The 20978-nt window shown below is 66.9% G+C and carries 22 protein-coding genes and 1 tRNA gene; 3 read left to right on the plus strand and 20 right to left on the minus strand.

All coding sequences use genetic code 11. The features are described 5' to 3' along the window. Positions 1–51 precede the first annotated feature (51 nt). Complete coding sequence (locus JHL17_RS10360) at positions 52–2001, minus strand: sigma-54-dependent Fis family transcriptional regulator (protein ID WP_200192731.1); 1950 nt, start codon at positions 1999–2001, stop codon at positions 52–54. Between the two features lie 254 nt (positions 2002–2255). On the opposite strand from JHL17_RS10360, the gene JHL17_RS10365 reads away from it, so the two are divergent. Then, complete coding sequence (locus JHL17_RS10365) at positions 2256–3170, plus strand: GGDEF domain-containing protein (protein WP_200192733.1); 915 nt, start codon at positions 2256–2258, stop codon at positions 3168–3170. Positions 3171–3291: 121 nt separating this feature from the next. Here JHL17_RS10365 and JHL17_RS10370 read toward each other — a convergent pair. The 7 genes from JHL17_RS10370 to epsC all read right to left on the minus strand — a co-directional run bounded on the left by JHL17_RS10370 (position 3292) and on the right by epsC (position 8552). After that, positions 3292–3366: transfer RNA gene (locus JHL17_RS10370), tRNA-Met, on the minus strand. 137 nt (positions 3367–3503) lie between these two features. Then, a complete protein-coding gene (gene mnmA / locus JHL17_RS10375; RefSeq protein WP_200192735.1) occupies positions 3504–4667 on the minus strand; it encodes a tRNA 2-thiouridine(34) synthase MnmA in 1164 nt (387 codons plus the stop codon). Between the two features lie 125 nt (positions 4668–4792). Continuing rightward, positions 4793–5122: a ferredoxin family 2Fe-2S iron-sulfur cluster binding protein gene (locus JHL17_RS10380; protein ID WP_200192737.1), complete on the minus strand. Its 330-nt coding sequence runs from the start codon at positions 5120–5122 to the stop codon at positions 4793–4795. Positions 5123–5184: 62 nt separating this feature from the next. Then, entirely contained in the window at positions 5185–5862 is a 678-nt protein-coding gene (locus JHL17_RS10385) for a molecular chaperone DnaJ (protein ID WP_200192739.1), read from the minus strand. Between the two features lie 205 nt (positions 5863–6067). Further along, a complete protein-coding gene (locus tag JHL17_RS10390; RefSeq protein ID WP_200192740.1) occupies positions 6068–7204 on the minus strand; it encodes an aminotransferase class V-fold PLP-dependent enzyme in 1137 nt (378 codons plus the stop codon). A 56-nt stretch (positions 7205–7260) separates the two neighbouring features. Next, positions 7261–7746, minus strand: a complete 486-nt coding sequence (locus JHL17_RS10395; protein ID WP_200192742.1) for an Rrf2 family transcriptional regulator — start codon at positions 7744–7746, stop codon at positions 7261–7263. Further along, a complete protein-coding gene (epsC, locus tag JHL17_RS10400; protein WP_200192744.1) occupies positions 7743–8552 on the minus strand; it encodes a serine O-acetyltransferase EpsC in 810 nt (269 codons plus the stop codon). The genes JHL17_RS10395 and epsC overlap by 4 nt, the downstream gene beginning before the upstream one ends. Positions 8553–8863: 311 nt before the next feature. Between epsC and JHL17_RS10405 the strand changes: the two genes are divergently transcribed. Further along, the gene (locus JHL17_RS10405) at positions 8864–9526 is read left to right on the plus strand and encodes an alpha/beta hydrolase (RefSeq protein WP_200192746.1); all 663 of its coding nucleotides are present in this window, start codon (positions 8864–8866) and stop codon (positions 9524–9526) included. 69 nt (positions 9527–9595) lie between these two features. Here the strand turns inward: JHL17_RS10405 and JHL17_RS10410 are convergent, their stop codons facing one another. The 7 genes from JHL17_RS10410 to JHL17_RS10440 form a co-directional block, all read right to left on the minus strand. Next, positions 9596–9898, minus strand: coding sequence for a DUF2155 domain-containing protein (locus JHL17_RS10410; protein WP_211113378.1), 303 nt, complete (start codon positions 9896–9898; stop codon positions 9596–9598). A 269-nt stretch (positions 9899–10167) separates the two neighbouring features. Next, complete coding sequence (locus tag JHL17_RS10415) at positions 10168–10422, minus strand: hypothetical protein (RefSeq protein ID WP_200192750.1); 255 nt, start codon at positions 10420–10422, stop codon at positions 10168–10170. 118 nt (positions 10423–10540) lie between these two features. After that, positions 10541–11077 carry an outer membrane lipid asymmetry maintenance protein MlaD gene (mlaD, locus tag JHL17_RS10420; RefSeq protein ID WP_200192752.1) on the minus strand — a complete coding sequence of 179 codons (537 nt, stop codon included), beginning with the start codon at positions 11075–11077 and terminating at the stop codon, positions 10541–10543. Between the two features lie 91 nt (positions 11078–11168). Next, the gene (locus tag JHL17_RS10425; RefSeq protein WP_200192754.1) at positions 11169–11561 is read right to left on the minus strand and encodes an NADH:ubiquinone oxidoreductase subunit NDUFA12; all 393 of its coding nucleotides are present in this window, start codon (positions 11559–11561) and stop codon (positions 11169–11171) included. Positions 11562–11695: 134 nt separating this feature from the next. Continuing rightward, complete coding sequence (locus tag JHL17_RS10430) at positions 11696–12103, minus strand: hypothetical protein (RefSeq protein WP_200192756.1); 408 nt, start codon at positions 12101–12103, stop codon at positions 11696–11698. A 10-nt stretch (positions 12104–12113) separates the two neighbouring features. Then, complete coding sequence (locus tag JHL17_RS10435) at positions 12114–13364, minus strand: MFS transporter (protein ID WP_200192758.1); 1251 nt, start codon at positions 13362–13364, stop codon at positions 12114–12116. A 125-nt stretch (positions 13365–13489) separates the two neighbouring features. Then, a complete protein-coding gene (locus JHL17_RS10440) occupies positions 13490–14428 on the minus strand; it encodes a LysR family transcriptional regulator (protein WP_200192760.1) in 939 nt (312 codons plus the stop codon). A gap of 119 nt (positions 14429–14547) precedes the next feature. Between JHL17_RS10440 and JHL17_RS10445 the strand changes: the two genes are divergently transcribed. Next, a complete protein-coding gene (locus tag JHL17_RS10445) occupies positions 14548–15015 on the plus strand; it encodes an NUDIX hydrolase (protein ID WP_200192762.1) in 468 nt (155 codons plus the stop codon). On the opposite strand, the gene JHL17_RS10450 is transcribed toward JHL17_RS10445, so the two are convergent. From JHL17_RS10450 to JHL17_RS10470, 5 genes are all read right to left on the minus strand, one after another. Next, positions 14969–15844 carry an EAL domain-containing protein gene (locus tag JHL17_RS10450; protein WP_345773781.1) on the minus strand — a complete coding sequence of 292 codons (876 nt, stop codon included), beginning with the start codon at positions 15842–15844 and terminating at the stop codon, positions 14969–14971. The two genes, JHL17_RS10445 and JHL17_RS10450, sit on opposite strands and share 47 nt — an antisense overlap. Positions 15845–16050: 206 nt before the next feature. After that, positions 16051–17721: a Na/Pi cotransporter family protein gene (locus tag JHL17_RS10455; protein WP_200192766.1), complete on the minus strand. Its 1671-nt coding sequence runs from the start codon at positions 17719–17721 to the stop codon at positions 16051–16053. Positions 17722–17869: 148 nt separating this feature from the next. After that, positions 17870–18970, minus strand: coding sequence for a redox-regulated ATPase YchF (gene ychF / locus JHL17_RS10460; protein WP_200192768.1), 1101 nt, complete (start codon positions 18968–18970; stop codon positions 17870–17872). 104 nt (positions 18971–19074) lie between these two features. Beyond that, the gene (locus JHL17_RS10465; protein ID WP_200192770.1) at positions 19075–19677 is read right to left on the minus strand and encodes a DUF4276 family protein; all 603 of its coding nucleotides are present in this window, start codon (positions 19675–19677) and stop codon (positions 19075–19077) included. A gap of 3 nt (positions 19678–19680) precedes the next feature. Beyond that, positions 19681–20898 (minus strand): AAA family ATPase, encoded by a 1218-nt coding sequence (locus tag JHL17_RS10470; protein WP_200192772.1) that lies wholly within the window; start codon positions 20896–20898, stop codon positions 19681–19683. Positions 20899–20978 lie beyond the last annotated feature (80 nt).

The following is a 20978-nucleotide window of genomic DNA, read 5'->3' on the forward strand; positions in this document are numbered from 1 at the left end:
GACCGCGTATAAGAGGGGCGGAGGCCCGGGCAGGGGTGAGGGGCCGCCCCCTCACTCCGCCCGATGCGGCGCCACGATGCCGAAGCGGTGCATCTGCCGATGGACGGTGGAGCGGTCGACCCCCATCGCCCGCGCCGTCGCCGACACATTCCAATGATGCCGCCGCAGCGTCTCGCGCAGCCGGATGGCGGGGTCCTCCGCCGCCACGGCCGCCTCGACCGTCTCCGCCGCCGGCCAGGCCTGGAACAGGCCGCTGTGCTGCACCGGCTCGGGAATGTCGCCGAGATCGATCAACCCGCCGTCGCTGACTGCGCAGGCATAGTCCAGCGCATTCACCAGCTCCCGCACGTTGCCGGGCCAGCCGTGCCCCCGCAGTGCCGCCAGCGCCGCCGGTGTCAGGCGGTAGCCGACGCCGTCGCGGTCCGCCCGCTCGGCCAGCAGCCGTTCGATCAGCCAATCGAGGTCCCCGCGCTGGCGCAGCGGCGGCACGGTGAACACCGCGCCATTGAGACGAAAGTACAAGTCGTCGCGGAACCTGCCCGCCTTGACCAGGCCCACCAGATCGCGGTGGGTGGCGCCGATGACGCGGACATCCACCGACACCGCCTTGGTCCGGCCGATCGGCGTCACCTCCCGTTCCGCCAGCACGCGCAGCAGCCGGGTCTGCGACGACAAGGGCATGTCGCCGATCTCGTCCAGGAACAGGGTGCCGCCGTCGGCCTCCAGGATCAGCCCCTTCTTGCCGCGCGCCGTCGCCCCGGTGAAGGATCCGGGCTCGTAGCCGAACAGTTCGCTCTCGATCAGGTTCTCCGGCAAGGCGGCGCAGTTGACGGCGACGAAGGGCTTGTTGCGGCGGATGCTGGACTTGTGCAGGGCCTTGGCCAGATGCTCCTTGCCGGTGCCGGTCTCGCCATGAATCAGCAAGCTCATCCGGGTGTTGACCAGCTTGGCTGCCCGCGCCAGGACCGCCTTCAGTGCCGGATCGCCGCCGGACACCACGCGCAGCGGCTCCGGCAGCGGGTCGCCGCTGTGATCCGGGGCATGGCCGCGAGGCAGGGAAACGGCGGGCGGCGGCATCGCCTGGGCGAACAGCGGCAGGCCGGTGCGGCGCAGGCGCAGCGTGCGCTGCTCGGTCGGCAGCGAGCGGACGAAGCGGACCAGATCGTCCACCTCGCAGTCGAACAGTTCGGCGAAGGATCGGCCGAGCGGCGATACCCCGTCCTCCGCCAGAAGGTCGTGGGCCTTGTGGTTGAAGCCGACCACCCGCCCGCCGCCGTCCAACGCCAGGACGAAATCGGGATCGACCTCCGCGAATTCCTGCGAGGCGGACAGCTTCACCACCCAGTCGCGGCGGAAGTTGTTGTAGAGATTGGCGGTCTCGATCTTGTGGACATAGGCCCGCACCATCTGCAGAGCCAGATACTGACTGATCTTCGGTTCCGGCGAATGCAGGGCCGAGATGTCGAGAACCGCGGCCAGTTCGCCCCCGCTCTCGAAGACCGGGGCGGCGGTGCAGGTCAGCGGGATGTGGGTGGCGTCGAAATGGTCGGTCTGGTGGACGGTCAGCGCCTGGGCGGTGGCGATGCAGGTGCCGACCGCGCAGGTGCCGGCATGCCCCTCGTTCCAGTCGGATCCGAGATACAGCCCGGCCCGGCGCAGATGATTGTCGAAGGTCGGGTCGCCGATGAAATCCACCGTGACGCCGTTGCTGTCGGTCAGCAGCAGGACATAGCCCATGCCGGCCACCTGCCGGTACAGCGCCTCCAGCCCGAAGCGGGCCATGCGCAGGAACTCGTCCATCGCGTCGCGATGCTCGCGCAGCCGTTCCTGCGGCAGGATGTGCGCCTCGCGCCCGACGGTCGGATCCAGCTTGTGGTCGGCGACGCAGCGGCGCCAGGAGCTTTCGATGATGGGGTCGCGGGCGGACGGCACGCCGGCAGAGGCACGGCCGGTGGAGACACGGACGAGTTCATCGATGTGGGCCGCGCGCGCGCTGTCCATGGTCGTGCCTCCCGCACTCATCGTCCGCTTGTCCCGCGAACATATTTGACGGAACAGTACCAACCTGCCGACTTGGTAGGCAACATGTGCAAAAGCATCAGATCGACCTATCGGCCGAATCCCGTCACGAACCCCGTCATACCTGCGTATGACCCCGGCTTTTCGTTATTGTTCTGCGACATGACGTTAAGGACATTTGCATGAGTCGGGTCTCATGCTCCATAAACGGGCAGGGATCGCCGGGAGCTTTCGACTTGCGGATATTGATCGTCGACGATTCACCACGCCACCTGACGATGATGGTGTATGAGTTGAACAAGCTCGGCTACGCCACCAGCGTGGTCGAGACCGGAGCCGCTGCCATCGAGGCGATGGCGAATGAGCGGTTCGACGTGGTGATGGCCGACATCCGCCTGGCCGACATGACGGGGCTGGAGCTTTGCTGGCACCTGCGCACCGCCCAGGGGTTGCGCCACCTCTACCTGATCCTGATGATCCCGGGCAGCATGACCGAACAGTTCCACGAACTGGTGGAGGCCGGCGCCGACGAGTTCCTGCGCAAGCCGCTGGACTGGAAGTGGACGGCGGCACGGCTGCTGGCGGCCTCCCGTGTCGTGGCGATGCAGCGCGACCTGGAGCGGCTGGCGACCACCGACGCCCTGACGGGCGCCCTGAACCGCCGCCGCTTCCTGGAGAGGGGGGCTGAAGAGTTTACCCGCTCGCGACGATATGACCGTCCGCTGTCGGTGGTGATGCTGGACATCGACCACTTCAAGCGGGTCAACGACACCCACGGCCATGCCACCGGCGACGAGGCGATCCGCAGCACGGTGCGTGCCTGCAAGGAAACCCTGCGCGCCTGCGACATCATCGGCCGCCTGGGTGGCGAGGAGTTCGCCGTGGTGATGCCGGAAACCCCGCCGGTCAACGCCTTCACCGCCGCCCAGCGCCTGCGGCAAACCATCGCTGCCACGCCGGTCAAGCTGGAGACCGGCGGCGACCTGCACCTGACCGTCAGCCTCGGGCTGAGCTGGCTGACCGCCACCGACCCCGGCATTGAGCCCCTTCTGGCCCGCGCCGACGCCGCGCTCTATCGCGCCAAGAACGCCGGCCGGAACCGCGTGGAAATCGAACCGCGGATCGCGCTGCCGAAGTCGCTGGCAGGGTAGGAGGCGCCGCGGATGCTTTTCTTCGCAGGCGGCTGGCCTTGTCGCCGGCCGTAAGCGATGCGGGCGATGCGCAAAGAAAAACCCCCTGACTTCCTTGCGGAAACCAGGGGGTTTTCGATGATGGTAGCAGCGGAGGGATTTGAACCCCCGACCAAGGGATTATGATTCCCCTGCTCTACCACTGAGCTACGCTGCCATCGTGTCGACCATCGTGCCCGTCGTTGCCGCCGGGAGCCGCTATATAGGATAGGGCGACTTGGCCTGTCAACGCGGAATTTTCAGGGGGTGCGATTTTTTTCGGCCGGCCGGCGGAAACACACATAACCCTCTGATTCAGGCCGTCGTTTCGCCCGCTTCCACCTCTTCGGCCACAGCCCCGGCGGTGCCGGAAATCCAGCCGCCGCCCAGCACGCGGTCGCCCTGGTAGACGACGCAGGCTTGGCCGGGGGCGATGCCGTGCTGGGGCTCCCGCAACTCCACCCGTGCAGTGCCGTCCGAAGCGGGGCGCCACAGGGCGGGAGCCGCCGGCTGGGCGGAGCGGAGCTTCACCGACACCTCGATGCCCGCACCGTCGGCCAAGTCGGGGGCCAGCCAGTTCACGTCGCGCACCATGACCAGCGAGCGGGCAAGGTCGCGGCGCGGGCCGACGACGACGCGGCGGCGGGCCGGTTCCAGCCGGACGACATAGAGCGCCTCCTCCTCCTGGCCGCGGATGCCGCCGATGCCCAGCCCCTTGCGCTGGCCGACCGTGTAGTGGACGACACCCTTGTGGCTGCCCAGGACCCGGCCGTCGACATGGACGATGTCGCCGGGCTCGACTGAGCCGGGGCGCAGCTTCGCCACCACCTCGGCATAATTGCCGTTGGGGACGAAGCAGATGTCCTGGCTGTCCGGCTTGGCCGCGACCTCCAGCCCATGGCGCTCGGCCAGCGCCCGGGTCTCCGGCTTGGTCAGGCCGCCCAGCGGGAAGCGCAGGAAGTCCAGCTGTTCGCGCGTGGTCGCGAACAGGAAATAGCTCTGGTCCTTGGCCGGATCGACGGCGCGGTGCAGTTCGGCACCCTGCGGGCCGGCGATGCGGCGGACGTAATGGCCGGTGGCGAGCGCGTCGGCACCGAGATCGCGGGCGGTGTTCAGCAGGTCGCGGAACTTGACGCGCTGGTTGCAGCGCACGCAGGGGATCGGCGTCTCGCCGCGCAGGTAGCTGTCGGCGAAATCATCCATCACGTCCTGGCTGAAGCGGCCTTCATAATCCAGGACGTAATGCGGGATGCCGATGCGGTCGGCGACCTGACGGGCATCGTAGATGTCCTGGCCGGCGCAGCAGGCGCCCGGCTTCTGCAATGCCAGACCATGGTCGTAAAGCTGCAGCGTGATGCCGACGACGTCATAGCCCTCCTCCCGCAGCACGGCGGCGGTTACGGAGGAATCCACCCCGCCGGACATCGCCACGACGACGCGGGTGTCCTGGGGGCGCTTGGAAAGACCGAGGGAGTTCATGGCGCCCTATATGGGGTGGGCCGGCGTCCGGAAAAGAGATGATGGGGAAGGGCCGCCGGGCACCGCATCCAAGCGATGCCGGCCCGGCGGCGAGAACGGGATTTTCCCCTGCCTGACGCGGACCGTCACTTCATCGCGTTGTTGCTGCCGCCCGGCAGGCGGACGACCAGGCCGTCCAGCTCTTCGGTCATGATGATCTGGCAGCCGAGGCGGGAGGTCTTGGTCAGGCCGAAGGCGAGATCCAGCATGTCCTCCTCGTCTTCCTGCGCGTCGGGCAGGACGTCGAACCATTCCGGCTCGATCACGACATGACAGGTGGAGCAGGCCAGCGAGCCTTCACAGGCGCCTTCCAGATCCAGGCTGTTCTTGTGCGCGATCTCCAGCACGGACAGGCCGAGCGGGGCGTCGACCTCGCGGCGGGAGCCGTCGGTCTCGATGAAGGTCATCTTGGGCATGGGGTCCTCTTTTTTCTAAGGTTGCCTAGCGGAAGCGTGGGAATGGGAAGCGGCAAGGAGGGTCAGGGACGCGGCGGCGTCCGGGCGGCGCGGCGCTCGCGGACTTCGGCGGCCAGCGCCTCCAGCCGTTCCAGCCGGGCCAGGATGCGTGCGGCGCCATCGGAGGCCGGCGGACTGTCGGGGCCCGACGCCGTCTGCGCCTTGCGGAAGGCGGGGGCCAGGTACCTGATGCAGGCCTCGACCCGCTGGCTGAGGTCCAGCCCGATCCGGTCCAACTCGAGCGCTTCGTCGGCACGGGCCAGCCGGCCGGCGAGTTCGGCGATCTCCTCGTCCTCGTCGCCGGCTGCCGGTGAGCCGCCAAGCAGGTCCAGCAGCGCATGGGCGCGGCGGATCGGATCGCGCAGCACGTCATAGGCCTCGCGCAGCGCGTCGACCTGGGCCTTGGCGTTGGCCTGCTGGCGCCGGCCGCGCGCGGCGAAACGCGCGGGGTCCATGGCACGGGTGAAGCCGGCATGCTGCTTCGACAACTGGTCCAGGTCGATGTCGAAGCGGCGTTCCAGCCCCAGCCGGGTGAAGGGGTCGAGCGGCCGGGGCGGTTGCGCCGCGCCGCAGGCATGGCAGAACAGGGCGCGCGGCGCCACCGAGCGGCCACAGGTGCCGCAGGGCTCCAGATCGCCGGCGATGGCGCCGGAAATGCCGCCGCTGCTGTTGCCGGGCGGGCCGGATTTGGAACGGGTCATGCGCGCAGTCCGTCAAAGCGCCGAAAATCTCGGCCGATAGGATCGATTACCCGATATGAGGCCGCGACCGCCATCCGGGGCCGCCGTCATCCGGCGGGCCTTCCGCGGGGTCATACCCATAAGCCGCATCCGGCGCAATGCGCGAATGCCGGCTTTGCGGGCGGGAGACAGATGGTCGCGCAGCCATGGCCGGAGAAAACGGGCTTCAGCCATCCGCGGGCGTGCTTCGCCGCGCCATCGCGGCCCAGGCCGCCAGGAAGCGGTCGACCGCCTCGTCGTCGCTGGTCCAGCCCAGGCTGATCCGGACGGCGCTGGCGGCGGACCGGTCGTCCTCCCCCATCGCCGCCAGCACATGGGACGGCTTCACCTTGCCGCTGGAACAGGCCGATCCGGCGCTGACCGCCACGCCGGCGAGGTCCAGCGTCATCACCTGGGTCTCTCCCGGCAGGCCGGGCAGCATCAGGCAGCTGGTATTGGCGACCCGCGCGGCACCGGCCCCCATCACGCGGGCATGCGGCATGGCGGCCAGCGCTTCCCGCTCCAGCCGGTCGCGCAGGGACGCGAGGTCGGCCGCCTCGGCCAACCCTTCGCGGGCCAGCCGCGCGGCGGCACCGAAACCGACGATGCCCAGCAGGTTTTCGGTTCCGGCCCGCTTGCGCCGCTCCTGCCCTCCGCCTCGGATCAGCGCTTCCGGTTCCAACCCTTCGGCCAGGACCAGGGCGCCGACGCCGGACGGACCGCCCAGCTTGTGGGCCGACAGCGTCATCAGATCGACACCGAGGCGGGGCAACGACAGCGGCAGCCGCCCGGCCGCCTGTACCGCGTCGCAATGGAGCAATCCACCATGGGCGCGGACGATACGGGCAGCGTCCGCCGCCGGTTGGATCACCCCGGTCTCGTTGTTGACCAGCATCAGCGAGACCAGCGCCGGACCATCCGCGTCCAGCCGGCGTTCCAGCGCTTCCAGGTCGGCGACGCCGTCGCGGTTCACGCCGAAACGCTCCGCCTCGGGGCAGGCGGCCAGCACCGACTCATGCTCGATGGCGGAGGTCAGCACCCGGCGGCCGGGGAAGCCGCGCAGTGCGAAGTTGTTTGCCTCGGTCCCGCTGCCGGTGAACAGCACCTGGGACGGCTTCGCCCCCATCAGCGCGGCGACGGCGGCGCGAGCTTCCTCCACCGCCCGGCGGGCGGTGCGGCCGAAGGCGTGCACGGAGGACGGGTTGCCGACCAAGTCCATCGCCTGCACCATCGCCGCCTTGACCTCCGGCTTCAGCGGAGTGGTGGCGTTGTGGTCGAGATAGACGCCGGTCCGCCGGAACGGGGTGGCGAATGGAGTGGTCACTTTTCAGGCGTGCTCGTGTGCGAAGGAAAACCTCACTTGGCCGCTCCCTTGGGAACTCACTCTGCGGCGACGGCTGCGCCGCCCTCGGCGGCGGGGGCCGGGCGCAGCAGGGTCAGGCCGCTGGTGCCGATGATCCGCCGCTCCACCACGTCGGCGACGGTGACCGAGCTGAGATACATATGGATCTGGTTGCCAAGCTCTTCCCACAGGTCGTGGGTCAGGCAGCGCGAGCGGTTGGTGCGGCAGCCCTGGGGCGTGCCGTTGGCGCAGCGGGTGGTGCGGATCGGTTCGTCCACCGCCAGGATGATGTCGGACACGCGGGTGGCGTCGGCCGGATGGGCCATCAGATAGCCGCCGCCGGGCCCACGCACGCTCTTGACCAGACCGCCCTTGCGCAGCTTGGCGAACAGCTGCTCCAGATAGGAGAGCGAGATTTCCTGTCGCTCCGCGATGTCGGCCAGCGCGACCGGGCTGCCCTGGCTGGTCGCGGCCAGATCGACCATCGCCATCACGGCATAGCGTCCCTTGGTGCTGAGTCTCATCGCGTTTCTCCTTGCGCTTCGTGCATCCCGGTGGCGTAGCCCGTGGCTTGGCCGGTGGCGCGGGATGTCACCGCTTCGAACGGTGTGGGTTTTGGACGGGGAATGGCGGCCGGCGGCCGATCCGCCTCCAGTTCGTCGACCCGGCCCTGCAGCGCCGTCACCTGGTCGAGCAGGCCGGACAAGGCGCGGGCAACCGGATCGGGGATCTCGCCGCAGGGCGTGCCGTAGGGCATGAATTTCCGGGTTTCCACGCGGTCGGGCGGCAGGACCGGCCTCGCCGGGATACCGACGACCGCGGTATCGGCGGGGACGTCGGCCACCACCACCGCATTGGCGCCGATCCGCGCGCTGCGCCCGATGGTGATGGCGCCCAGGATCTTCGCGCCGGCGCCGACGATCACGCCGTCCTCCAGCGTCGGGTGGCGCTTGCCGGGGTCGAGCGAGGTGCCGCCCAGCGTCACCCCGTGGTAGAGCATGACGTCGTCGCCGATCTCAGCCGTTTCGCCGATCACCACGCCCATGCCGTGGTCGATGAAGAAGCGGCGGCCGATGGTGGCGCCGGGATGGATTTCGATCCCCGTCAGCGAGCGGGCGATCTGCGACACCAAGCGGGCCGTGGTGTGCCACCCGGCGTCGCGGGCGCGCCGGGCGATGCGGTGAAGGATGATCGCATGCAGGCCAGGGTAGCAAAGTGCAACCTCCAGCCGGGATCGCGCGGCGGGGTCGCGCGCCATGATCCCATCGATCTCTTCGCGAAGATGCTTGAACACGCCATCACCCGCCGTGGTATAGTCCGCCGCTCTCATCGGTCGCCCGTGCCCGGTTTCGGCCTGTCGGACCATTGCGGTTCAGGACCTTCCGGTTCGGCCCCCCAACGGTTTCGGCCGGCAGGGACCCGGACTTTCGGCCGGTCCCGCTAGCGCTGGGGCCGATCGGGCGGGTCAGGCGGGTTGTCCCGGAGGACGTTACGACGCATATATGATGACCAAGCAAAACGGTCAAGAATTGTGTGCGGAAAACCCCACTCCTTGATGGGAAAATCCGTGACGGGCTTGAAGGCCCGTGCGTCACGGCGACCGACCGGACNCCCCTTGTTCGCGTCAGGAACGTCGTTCCCATGCCTGAAGTGCTCTTCAACGGTCCCGCCGGTCGCCTGGAAGGCCGTTACACCCATGGCAAGCAGCCGAACGCCCCGGTCGCGCTGCTGTTGCATCCGCACCCGCAGCACAATGGGACGATGAACAACAAGGTGGTCTTCACCCTGTTCCAGTCCTTCACCAAGCGCGGCTATTCGGCGCTCCGCTTCAACTTCCGCGGCGTCGGGCGCAGCCAGGGCACCTATGACAAGGGAGAGGGGGAACTGGCCGACGCGGCGGCGGCGCTGGACTGGTTGCAGACCTACAATCCGAACGCGCCGCTCTGCTGGATCGGCGGCGTGTCCTTCGGCGCTTGGATCGGCATGCAACTTCTGATGCGCCGACCGGAGATCGATGGCTTCGTCTCCGTTTCGCCGCCGGCCAACCTGTTCGACTTCTCGTTCCTGGCACCGTGCCCGTCCTCGGGCCTGATCATCCATGGCGACAAGGACGAGGTGGTGCCTCAGGCCGCGGTGACCAAGCTGGTGACCAAGCTGTCGCACCAGAAGGACATCCGCATCGACCACCGCGTCGTTCCCGGGGCCAGCCACTTCTTCGTCAACCGCACCGACGATCTGGCGGTGCAGGTGGACGATTATCTGGACAAGGCGCTGGGCAATCCGGTCGCTGCGGTCGCGGAGTAGGACGGACTGCCGTTCGGACCCTTCCCCGTCACGTGGGGGAGGGTGGCTGGGGGCTGAAGCCCCCAGCCATCACTGTTCGCAGCCCAGGACCCACACGTCGTAGATCGGGTTCTCCATCGCCGACAGGGCGGGGCTGGAGGCGAACATCCAGCCGCTGAAGACCGCCTCCGCCTGCTCGCCGGGCTTGATCTCCGTCACTTCCAGGAAGGCGGCGGACTCCGGCGTCTCGATCGGCGGGTTCTCGCGGCAGGCGCGCAGGGTGATGCGCAGGCTGCTCATCGCCTTGGTCTCTCCCACCTTCATGGTGAAGGTGGAGGTGCGGGCGGTCACCTTGTCCAGCCATTGCAGCTTGGCCGCCGGCCGTTCGATCATCTGGCTCGGAACCGGAGCGGCTGGGACGGCCGCCGATGCCAGCAGAGCCGCTGCGCCCACAAGACCGGCCGCAGGCCGGAGAAATCCAGGCCGGAAAAAATTCGAAAGTCTCGTCACGTCGGATCGCTTCCGTTATTGCGGACGGCGCCTTGTGGCAAGAGCCAACCTGTCGGCGGGAGCTCTGCCGGGGCGCCCCGCCTTCTATCCCGGAAGCGGGGTCAGCGTCCAGTGGCGGGGCACGCCGATGTGCGTTTGCGGAAAAGTGAGGGTCAGCGCGTGACGCTGCTGCGCGAGGCGGGAGCACTGTAGGTGGCTCCGGACCCGCTCTGGGCTTGGTTGCGCTCTTCGATCTTTCCGGTCGCGGCACCCGCACCGGCCCCGGCGGCGGCTCCGGCCGGACCGCTGACCACGGCGCCCGCCGCAGCGCCGCCAAGCCCGCCGGTTGCCGCCTTCTCCTCCATGTTGGCGCCACAGGCCGCGGTCGCCAGGGCAAGACCGAACATGGTCAGATGGGACAGACGCATCGCAATTCCTCCGGCTTCGCAATCCGGCGGCATTGCCTTGTGGCCGGCAGCCGTCCGGATACAGGAAGGAACGCTCGGGCGTGGCCGTCGGTTCCGGCCACGCCCAGGTTGGGCGAGCTTACAGTTTCGGCGGCTGGGCCGGGGCTTGGCCCTGCATTTGGCCGGGCGCCTGAGAAGATTGGCCGTTGGATGACTGGTCGCCCGGCTTGCTCATGCTCTGCAGGGAGAAGATGACCTGGCCCAGCAACTGCTCCAGGCCCGGGGTGCTTTGCGTGAACTCGATCTTGCCGTTCGGCTTGATGGCGTCGGGATCGCCGCCCGGCTCCAGCGACAGGAACTTGCCGCCCAACAGGCTTTCCGACGCGATGACCGCCGCGGTGTCCTTGGGCAGCTTCACCGAATTGTCGATCGACAGATGGACCACTGCCTGATAGCTGGTGGGATCAAGTGTCAGCCCGGTGACCGTGCCGACCTTCACGCCGCTGATCCGCACGTCGGCACCGCTCTGCAGTCCGGTGATGCTGTTGAAGTTGGCGGTCAGGTCATAGCCTTGCACCTTGCGCAGGTCGGCGCTTTTGTAGGCGAAGGCAAGGAACACGGCGGCTACGGCGAGCACGACGCCGCCCAGCACGGTTTCGATCACATTCCGGCGCATAGAGCTATCCTGCTGCGAGTTCCCGAATCGAAACCCGGCCCGAAATGGGCCGGGCTTTCCGTTCCGACGTGATGGCCGGTCCTGGCAGGGATCAACTCGGAGTCCAGGGCTCGTAATCGCCGGTGGCCGGCACGCGCTGACCGCCGGCCAGCACATGGCCGGGCGGACGGTAGGCCTGCACAGACCCCGACATGTTGGGCAGATGTTCCTTCTGCCACGGCTTGTGGAAGGCGCTCGACCCCTCGGGCAGCGGCTCCCTGGTGGTGTGGTGCAGCCACCCATGCCATTCCGGCGGGATCTTGGAGGCGTCGGGCTCACCGGCATACAGGACCCAACGCCGCTCGCGCGTGCCGGCCTTGGTGTCCTTGCTGCGGTAATAGACGTTGCCGAAGCGGTCGCTGCCGACCTTGGCGCCCCGACGCCATGTGACGTAACGGATATGGATGTTCGCCAGTTTGGTGAACAGGGAGATCGGCTCGCTCATCGTCGCTCACGAATTCCGGAGTCTGGCCCCGCGGAAACGGGGCTGGTCGAATGCGGGCCGCACTATGACACCGCAAGTTCCGCGCGTCCACCGTTGGTAAGGCCCAAGCTGACCCACAGGGCGGAAAGACGCGGCTATTGCAGGCGGGTCGCGGCGATCTTGGCGGCGTCGACCGGGGTGGCGGTGCAGCCGCCCAGCGTCGGGCCGACCGGAAGCTCACCGAAGGCGGCCAGCGCCCCCTCCGCCTTCAGCCGGCCGACAAATCCGGGGTCCACCCCGCGGGCGACCCAGGCGAAACCGAGCCAGGTCGAGCGCACCGGTTCGCCCCCGGCCCGAACCATCGCCGCCATCGCCTCGGCATCGCTGGTGCCGGGGGAGAAGACCGCCAGCATCATGCCGTCGGTCGCATCCGGCAGGGCGGCACGTTGCAGCGACAGCCCCATCAGCCCGGCCCAGACCAGCAGGATGCCGCCCAGCAGCGCCGCGGCGAGGCCGTGGCCGATGGGGAGTCCGGGAGAGGGGGCGGTGGGACTGTCGCTCATGGGACTTACCTTACGCCTTCGCCTCGGCCGCAGCCAGCGACGGGGCGGGCTTCTCGGCGATCGGCCAGTGGATGATGGTCGCGAACATGGCCAGGGCCACGCCCAGCCACCAGACGACGTCGTAGGACCCCGTACGCTCATACAGCACGCCGCCCAGCCAGACGCCCAGGAAGCCGCCGACCTGATGGCTGAAGAAGGCGAAGCCGTAGAGCGTGCCCATGTAGCGGGTGCCGAACATCAGCGCGACGAGGCCGGAGGTCGGCGGTACGGTGGACAGCCACAGCAGGCCCATCACCGCGGCATAGGCGACGACCGTGACCGGCGAGATCGGCAGCAGGATGAAGACCGCCGTCGCGATGCCGCGCGAGAAATAGTTGGCGCACAGCAGGTAGCGCTTGCTGATCTTGCCCGACAGGATGCCGGAGGCGTAGGAACCGACGACGTTGAACAGGCCGATCAGCGCCAGCGCCCAGGCGGCCAGCGTCGGACTGATGCCGGCGGCGGTCAGGTAGGGCGGCAGGTGGGTGGTGATGAAGGCCAGTTGGAAGCCGCAGACGAAGAAGCCGGAAACCAGCAGCACATAGCTGCGGTGCTGGAAGGCCTGACGCACCGCGGCGACGAAGCCGATGTTGGCGCCGGTCACCGCCGGCACGTTGCGCGCCGCCATGCCCTTGGGTCCGGGGAAGACGATGGCCAGCAGCGGCACCGCGATCATCGAGGCGGCCATCAGCATCAGGGCGGTCTGCCAGCCGAAGCCGGCGATGAAGGCCTGCCCCATCGGCGCGAACAGGAACTGGCCCATCGAACCGGCGGCGGTGGCGATGCCGACCGACCAGCTGCGCTGTTCCGGCGGCAGCAGCCGGGTGAAGCCGGCGATGATGATGCCGAAGGAGGCGCCGGAGAGACCCAGCCCGATCAGCACGCCGGCCGTCAGGTACAGCTCGGCGCTGGTGGTGGCATAGGGCATCAGCAGCAGCCCGGCCGCATAGAGCAGCCCGCCGCCGGCCAAGACCGGGGCCGGGCCGTAGCGGTCGGTCAGCGCCCCGGCGAAGGGGCCGCCGGCACCCCAGAGAATGTTCTGGATCGCCATCGCCAGGGCGAAGACGTCGCGGCCCCAGCCGCGGGTTTCCGAAAGCGGGCCGATGAACAGGCCCATGCTGGACCTTGGTCCGAAGGCCAGCATCGAGATCAGGCAGCCGCAGATCACGACGAGTGCGGGCGTCCTCCAGGAGGGCGCCGGTGCAGGGTTGGCGGTGGTCAAGGCATCCTCCCGGACCCGGGGCGTCGGTGCGCGCCGGTGTTGTGGAACTGCTCGCAGTGGAATTGCGTCTGCCCCGACGATAGGCGGGCGTCAACAGTCCGGCAAATTCATAATCGGCAGCCGGGTCATTCCGCAGCGGAATGCAGCAGGGAATCTTGTTCCATCAGGCAACCGGATCGGCCGCCGGCAGCCATTTCACGCCGGAGCGCTTCCTCCAGCCGGTCGAACACCGGTCCGATACGTCCGGTCGTCCGCGACTGGATCAGCCAGATCGTCACCGCCATCCGGAAGTTGGGGAGGTCGAGCGGCCGGACCGTCGCCGCGCCGGGGATCGGCGCGATCAGTCCCATCGGCGCCAGACCGAAACCGACGCCGCGCGCCACCAGCGAGACCAGCAGGCTCTGGTCGTAAGCCTCCACCGTCACGTTCGGCTGCAGGCCGAGCGGTGCCAAGGCCTGATGCAGCGCCTCGCGGTAGCGGCAGCCGTTCGGTTGCAGAACCCAGCCGCGCCGGTTCATGGCGGCCAGATCGGCGGAGGCGTCTTCCGGGGCCGCGATGATGTTGACCGGCTCGGTGCCGATGCGGCGGACCGGCAGGTCGTCGGGGGGCGCCTGCTCCTCGCACAGCAGGATCACCGCGCCGTCCAGGGCGCCGGATCGGACCTGCTCGACCAGCGGGTTGCTCCAGTCCGAATGCAGCCGCAGGGTCAGGCCGGGAAAGCCGGCACGCAATTCGTCCAGCGGCCGTCCGGTGGTCAGCGCCGTCAGCACATGGGCGGTTCCCAGCCGCAGCAGACCGCGCGGCTCTGCCGATCCGGCGAAGGCGTCGGCGAAGTCGCTGGCCGCCGCCAGGATGCGCCGGGCATGGGCCAGCGCCAGTTCCCCGTCTCGGGTCAATGCCAGCGGCTTGGTCTGCCGGTCGAACAGAACGACGCCCAGCTCCGCCTCCAGCCGCTGGATCAGCCGCGACACCGCCGACTGGGTCAGCCCCAGGCGGTTGCCGGCCTCCTGCACCGACTGCGCATCGGCCACGGCGATGAAGGTGCGGATCTCGTTGAGCTTCATGGGGCGGCCGTAAAAATCGGATCGGAGCAGCGGCAAGACGCGGTGCTGTGTCTTCGCATCTGGTGTCCCAGTGTCGGACCGCGCTACCCTCGGGTCAAGCCATCGATAGGGAGCCGTTCATGTCCGTCACCCCGCCCGACCGTTCCAGCCGCGAATATCCCGACCGTCCCTGGGTCGGCGTCGGGGTCGTCGTCTGGCGGGGAGACAAGGTCCTGCTGATCCGGCGGGGCAAGGCACCGCGGATGGGCCAGTGGAGCCTGCCGGGCGGGGCGCAGTCGGTCGGCGAGACCGTGTTCGAAACCGCGGTGCGCGAGGTTCGGGAGGAGACCGGGGTGGAGGTTGTGCCGACCGGGATCGTCACCGTGGTCGACGCCATCACCCCCGATGCCGAGGGGCGCGTCCACTACCACTACACGCTGGTCGAGGTGGCTGCGGAAAGCGCCGAGGGCGATCCGCTCTGCGCCGACGATGCGCTGGAGGCCTGCTGGGCGACCGCCGAGGAGGCGGGGGAACTGACGGAATGGGACGAGACCCGCCGGGTCATCCTGATGTCTGCGGGCCAGCGGCAGGCCCCAGGTCACCGATAGACCGCACGATCACGCTGCGCTTGGCGAGGAAATCGCTCACGCCGTCGGTGGTCAGCGGGCGCGACAGCCAGTAGCCTTGCAGCACATCGCACCGGTAGGCCTGCAGATAGAGCCGCTGTTCCGGCGTCTCCACCCCCTCCGCCACCACGCCGAGGTCGAGCGCGTGGGCCAGCGCCACCACAGCCTGGACGATGGCGGCGGCATCGCGGTCTTCCACCATGGCCTGGACGAACTGCTTGTCGATCTTCAGCGCTTCGACCGGGACCCGCCGCAGGGTCGCCAGTGACGACCAGCCGGTGCCGAAATCGTCCAGCACCAGCCTGATCCCGGCCCCCCGCAACTGCACCAGTGCTTCCCGGGCCTCGGCGGCTTGGCTGAACATGCTGGTTTCGGTCAGCTCCAGCTTCAGGTTGGCGGCAGGCAGGCCGGTCTCGGCCAGGATCCCCAGCACCTTCAGCACCAGTCCCGGGTCGTCGAGCTGCCGCGCCGACAGGTTCACCGACACCGGAATGTCGGGATAGCCGGCGCGGACCCAGCCGGCCGCCGCGGCACAGGCCGTCCGCAGCGTCCATTCGCCCAGGAGATGAATCGCCTCGCCCTGTTCGGCCATCGGCACGAAAACGTCGGGGGGCAGCATGGTGCCGTCGGACAGGCGCCAGCGCGACAGGGCCTCGAACCCGGTCAGCCGGTTGGTGGCGACATCCGCTTGTGGCTGGAAGACGAGCGACAGTTCCTGCCGGTCGATGGCGTCGCGCACCCGCTCGACGAATCCGGCGTCGGATATTCCCGGTGCACCGGGCCCGTGCGACGTCGCGTGCGTGTTCGCCACCGTCAACTCCCTTTCGACAACCATGCCTTGGCTCGACGACCGTTCTTTGGTGTCCACTGCCATAACAACCATAGGAACGGTTTGTTAACCATGTCGCGAAAGAGCTTGACGAATTTTATATGGTTACGAAAGTATTAACGTGGCTGAGCCGGTGACAAGAAAAGGTCGAAGCCGAAGCCATGCCGCACCCCGATCGGGAGAGGCGGTCAGGCCCGCGCCGTTCCCCGTTTGAGGCGGCTGGGCAGCAGTTCCCCCGATTGGTCGAGCACAGGATAGGCGGTGGCGACCAGATGGGCGTTGATCCGGCGCAGGTCGCGCAGGATATCGAGGTGAAGGGCACTGGTTTCCACACTTTCAGTCCGTCCTGCGCGCAGCCGGGCGAAATGCGCCTCGGTGGCGCTGGTCTCCAGATCGCGGATCACCTCCTTCTCGTGGATCAGCGTGCGGGCGGAGCGGACGTCGCCCGAGACGAAGACGGCGGCGGCCAGCCGCTGGGTCTCGCTCAACCGCTCCAGCATGCCGGCGATCTCGGCCGCCCCTTCGGTCGAGAAGCGGAGCTTGCGGCGGATCTTCTTCGATGCGGTGTCCATCAGGTTGCAGTCGACGATGTCGCCGACATGCTCCAGGTTGATGGTGAAGGTCAGCACATCCGATACGCGGCGGGCGTCGCGTTCGTCCAGGTCCTCGACATTGATCTGGGTGAGGTAGCGCTTGATCGCCTCATGCAGTTGGTCCAGCACATCGTCCATCCGGCGGATCTCCTGCACCCGCTTGCGGTCGTCGGTCTGGATCACGTCCAGCGCTCCGCGCAGCATGCCGTCGACGGTATCGGCCATGCGCAGCGCCTCGCGTGCCGCGTTGGCGATGGCGAGATGGGGAACACGCAGGGCGCTGCGGTCGAGATAGAGCGGCATCGCCGGATCCGCGACCGCCACCCGTTCCGGGAACAGCCGGGTCAGGACCCGCGCGAACCAGGGCAGCGGACCGATGAACAGCCCGGCCATCGCCAGATTGAAGGCGAGGTGGAAGTTGGCGGCCAGCCGCGCGGCATCCGGCGATACCGTCTGCAGTCCGGCCGTGATCGGTCCCAGCAGCGGCACGACGATGAGGCAGCCGACGAGGCGGTTGATCAGGTTGCCCACCGGCAGCCGCCGGGCCGCCGGGTTGCGGCCGTCGCCGCCCGGGCCCTCGATCACCGGGTTGACGGCACTGCCCAGATTGGCGCCGGCCACCATGGCGACGGCGGCTTCCGGCCCGATCACCCCGCCGCCGGCCAGCGAAGCGATCAGCAGGATGGCGGCGACGCTGGAATGGGCGGCCCAGGACAGGATGGCGGCCAGCATCACCGCCACCACCGGGTCGGCGGTCAGCATCGTCAGCATCCGCCGCAGCATCGGCGCGTTCTCGGCCGGGGCGATGGTCGCCAGCAGCAGGTGCAGCGACAGCAGCATCAGGCCCAGCCCGATGGCGACCCGGCCGAGGTCGCGGCTGCGGGTCCGGGCTCCGCGGCGGAAGGCGATGAAACCGCCCAGCAGCAGGACCGGCGCCACATGGGCGACGTCGAAGGCGAGAATCTGGACGATCAGGGTGGAGCCGACATTGGCGCCCAGCATCACCGCCAGCGCCGGCATCAGCGACACCAGCCCGGTGGCGGTGAAGCCGGTCGCCATCAGGCCGGTAGCGGTGCTGCTCTGCAGCAGCATGGTGATGCCCATGCCGGACAGGAAGGCGGTCCAGCGGTTGCGCAGCCCGGCCCCCAGGATGCGGCGCAGATCGCCGCCCAATGCCCGGGTGAGCCCGCTCTGCACCATGTGCAGCCCCCACAGGAGCAGCACGACATTTCCGGCGAGTTCCAGCAGCACCCGTGTCGCCTGCATCGCACCCCCTCCGTCGGATCGGGGATGCGGTCAGGCAGCACCCCTAACTGAAGGGCAGGGAGTGCTGAATGTTACGACAATATGACGGTTGGGTGACAGCGCAGGGGGAAGGGGGCCATGAAGCCCCCGTTCCCCCGGTCAGCATGCCTCAGACGTTGAAGCGGAAGTGGAAGATGTCGCCGTCCTGGACGACGTATTCCTTGCCCTCCTGGCGCATCTTGCCGGCGTCCTTCGCCCCCTGCTCGCCACCCAGCGTGACGAAGCTGGTGTAGTCGATGGTCTCGGCACGGATGAAGCCGCGCTCGAAGTCGGTGTGGATGACGCCGGCGGCCTCGGGCGCCTTGGCGTTGCGGCGCACGGTCCAGGCCCGCGTCTCCTTCGGGCCGACGGTGAAGAAGGTGATCAGGTCCAGCAGCTTGAAGCCGGCGCGGATCAGCTTGTTCAGGCCGGTTTCTTCCAGCCCCATCGATTCCAGGAACTCGGCCTTCTCGGCCGGGTCGGAAAGCTGGGCGACCTCGGACTCGATGGCGGCGGAGATCACCACGACCTCGGCGTTCTCGGCCTTGGCCTTTTCGGCGACTTTGGCGGAAAAGGCGTTGCCGGTCGCGGCCGACGCCTCTTCGACGTTGCAGACATAGAGGACCGGCTTGTCGGTCAGCAGCATGAACTGCTTGAACACCGACCGCTCGTCGTCCGACACCTCGACGACGCGGGCGGGCTTGCCGTCCTGGAGCACCTTGAGAGCGCGCTCCATCAGGTCGGCCTTGATCTTGCTGTCCTTGTCGCCGCCCTTGGCCTTCTTCTGCAGGCTGGTCAGCTGGCGCTCCAGGCTCTCCATGTCGGCGAGCATCAGCTCGGTCTCGACCACCTCGGCGTCGCGCAGCGGATCGACGTTGCCTTCGACATGGGTGATGTCGTCGTCTTCGAAGCAGCGCAGCACATGGACGATGGCGTCGACCTCGCGGATGTTGGCGAGGAACTGGTTGCCCAGCCCTTCACCCTTCGACGCGCCGCGGATCAGGCCGGCGATGTCCACGAATTCCAGCTGGGTCGGGACGACCTTCTGCGACTTGGCGATTTCCGCCAGCCTGTCCTGCCGCGGGTCGGGCACGCTGACGCGGCCGACGTTCGGCTCCTTGGTGCAGAAGGGAAAATTCGCCGCCTCGGCCGCCTGGGTGGCGGTCAGCGCGTTGAACAGGGTCGACTTGCCGACGTTCGGCAGGCCGACGATGCCGCAATTGAAGCCCATGGTTGGGTGCTCGCCGTCGGAAATGCTGGAATTGTTGCGCTTTATCCTACGATGGGGGGCAAAGCGCAAACGCGAAGTGGGGGAGGGCGGCTATGCCTGTACCGTCATTTCCCCAACATCACCATCCGCAGGCGTTCGCAGAAGCGCCGGAAGGACGGATTGGCTTTGGCTTGCTCAAGATCGAAGATGCGTGTCATCTGGTGCTGGTGGGTGACCGGATCATATCCACTGGTCATCCGCGACCCTAGCCACTCCTTGGCTCCTCGCCGGCTTTCGGGATTGGGGGGAGGGGTAAGATCCGCTGGCAATCCGAAATAACCGCGCAGTGATACCGCGGCGGTCATGAACCAAGTTTCGAACTCTCGCGAAGCCAGAACAACCAAATAGGGAACGTCGTCGCGCACGGCCTTAGCCTTGGCCAGTATTCTTGGGCCTAGGTGAGCGGGACAATCATCCTCGCAATCCAATAGGATCAGAACGCTACCATTTCTTTCCTTTGCCTTGGCGGACGCTAGTGCAACATGCTTGGAGAAATAAGCATCAAATTTCAGAAAAGCGGTGGCCTTGATCCTAATCGGCGGATTGATAAGGAGTGGTTTGGTATAATCCTCTTCAGATTTATTAATGTGCTTGGCAATTCTATGAAGGAGAATTGGTACCGCTTCGCCTTCTCCCTGACCTTCGACGATAGGGGCGATGAAAGTCATAGTTCAGCGTCCGACGATGTTAAACAGCTTTAGTTGCCGCTCATCGCTGATATCTTCAAGAGCCTCCCGATCCGGTGAGAGTTGACGTTGGCGCAACAATTCACCCGGCGTGAACAGATGATCGCGCAGCATTTGCTTGCTAGCTTCGTCGATAGGACCTATGCAAGTCAGCCCCTCGTGATTCTCAACAGCAAGCAAAGAGTCTATAGGAATATCCGGATTATCGAGCAAATCCGGACTGTGACTAGTGACGATGATTTGGCAGTGGCGAGCGCCTTCACGAAGAGCCGACAATAGAACTCCGGCTGCCGCCGGATGTAGGGCAACCTCCGGTTCCTCAAGACCGATCAATAATGGCGGATTGTTTCCCGCTCTTGAGGACGCAGCCTGGAAAACGGCAAGTAAAATACCGAATGCTCTTAGTGTTCCATCGGACATGGCCCCTGCAAGGAAACGCCATGGATGCGGCTGCCCACGGACAATTTGACGGAATTCTATGGTTTCTTGTGATCCTAACGTTTTCGCTTCGGCATCAGCTATCCCAGGCACAATCCTGGATAAATTATCTCGGATAGCCTCTCGAACATTAGGAGAAAGTTGATGCAGTACGCTTGCAGCGTTACTACCATCCCGCCTTAATAAGTCGCCGGGATCAGGTCTTTGCATCGCTGCTATTTCACGAGGGTTAAGATTATATACCTCAATGCTCGACAAAGCATCGTACACGGGACGGAATTCGGGAATGCCCGATGCAGAAACAAGGTAAAGCCGGTCAGCAATTACAGCTGGCATCGGCGTCACGGAGCTTTCTACAAGCTTGCCTGACTGCACACGGAAATAGTGTGAGGGGCCGAGCGCATCGAGAGCATGAATGAAACATTCCTCGTCTTGAACCTCGTAAGCCCCTGCAGGTTTTGCCCCAACACGGAAAGCGTAATGGCCTGTCTGACCGTTCGGAAGCTCGAATCCGAAGCGCAACGCAAAGTGGTTTGGATGACCGCCTGATCGGCGGCGAACTTCTTTAATGGTTCCCCGATCCCGGAGCGCATGGTCTAGGGAACTACGCAATGCGTCTGCCACAAAGCGGAGTGCATCAAGGAAGTTGCTTTTGCCAGCGCCATTAGGGCCGACCAGAAAAGTCAAAGGACCCAGGTTCAGGCGACATGCGGCAATGCTTTTGTAATTGCGGATGGCTACATGGCGGATGAAAGGGGACATCATGAGCGTTCCGGCGGCCTCGATGTGGAAATGCGGATCGTGATCGAGATATAGGCAACGACCTCATCCCATACTACAACGCT

Source organism: Azospirillum endophyticum, assembly GCF_016595245.1.
GTDB classification, from domain to species: domain Bacteria; phylum Pseudomonadota; class Alphaproteobacteria; order Azospirillales; family Azospirillaceae; genus Azospirillum; species Azospirillum endophyticum.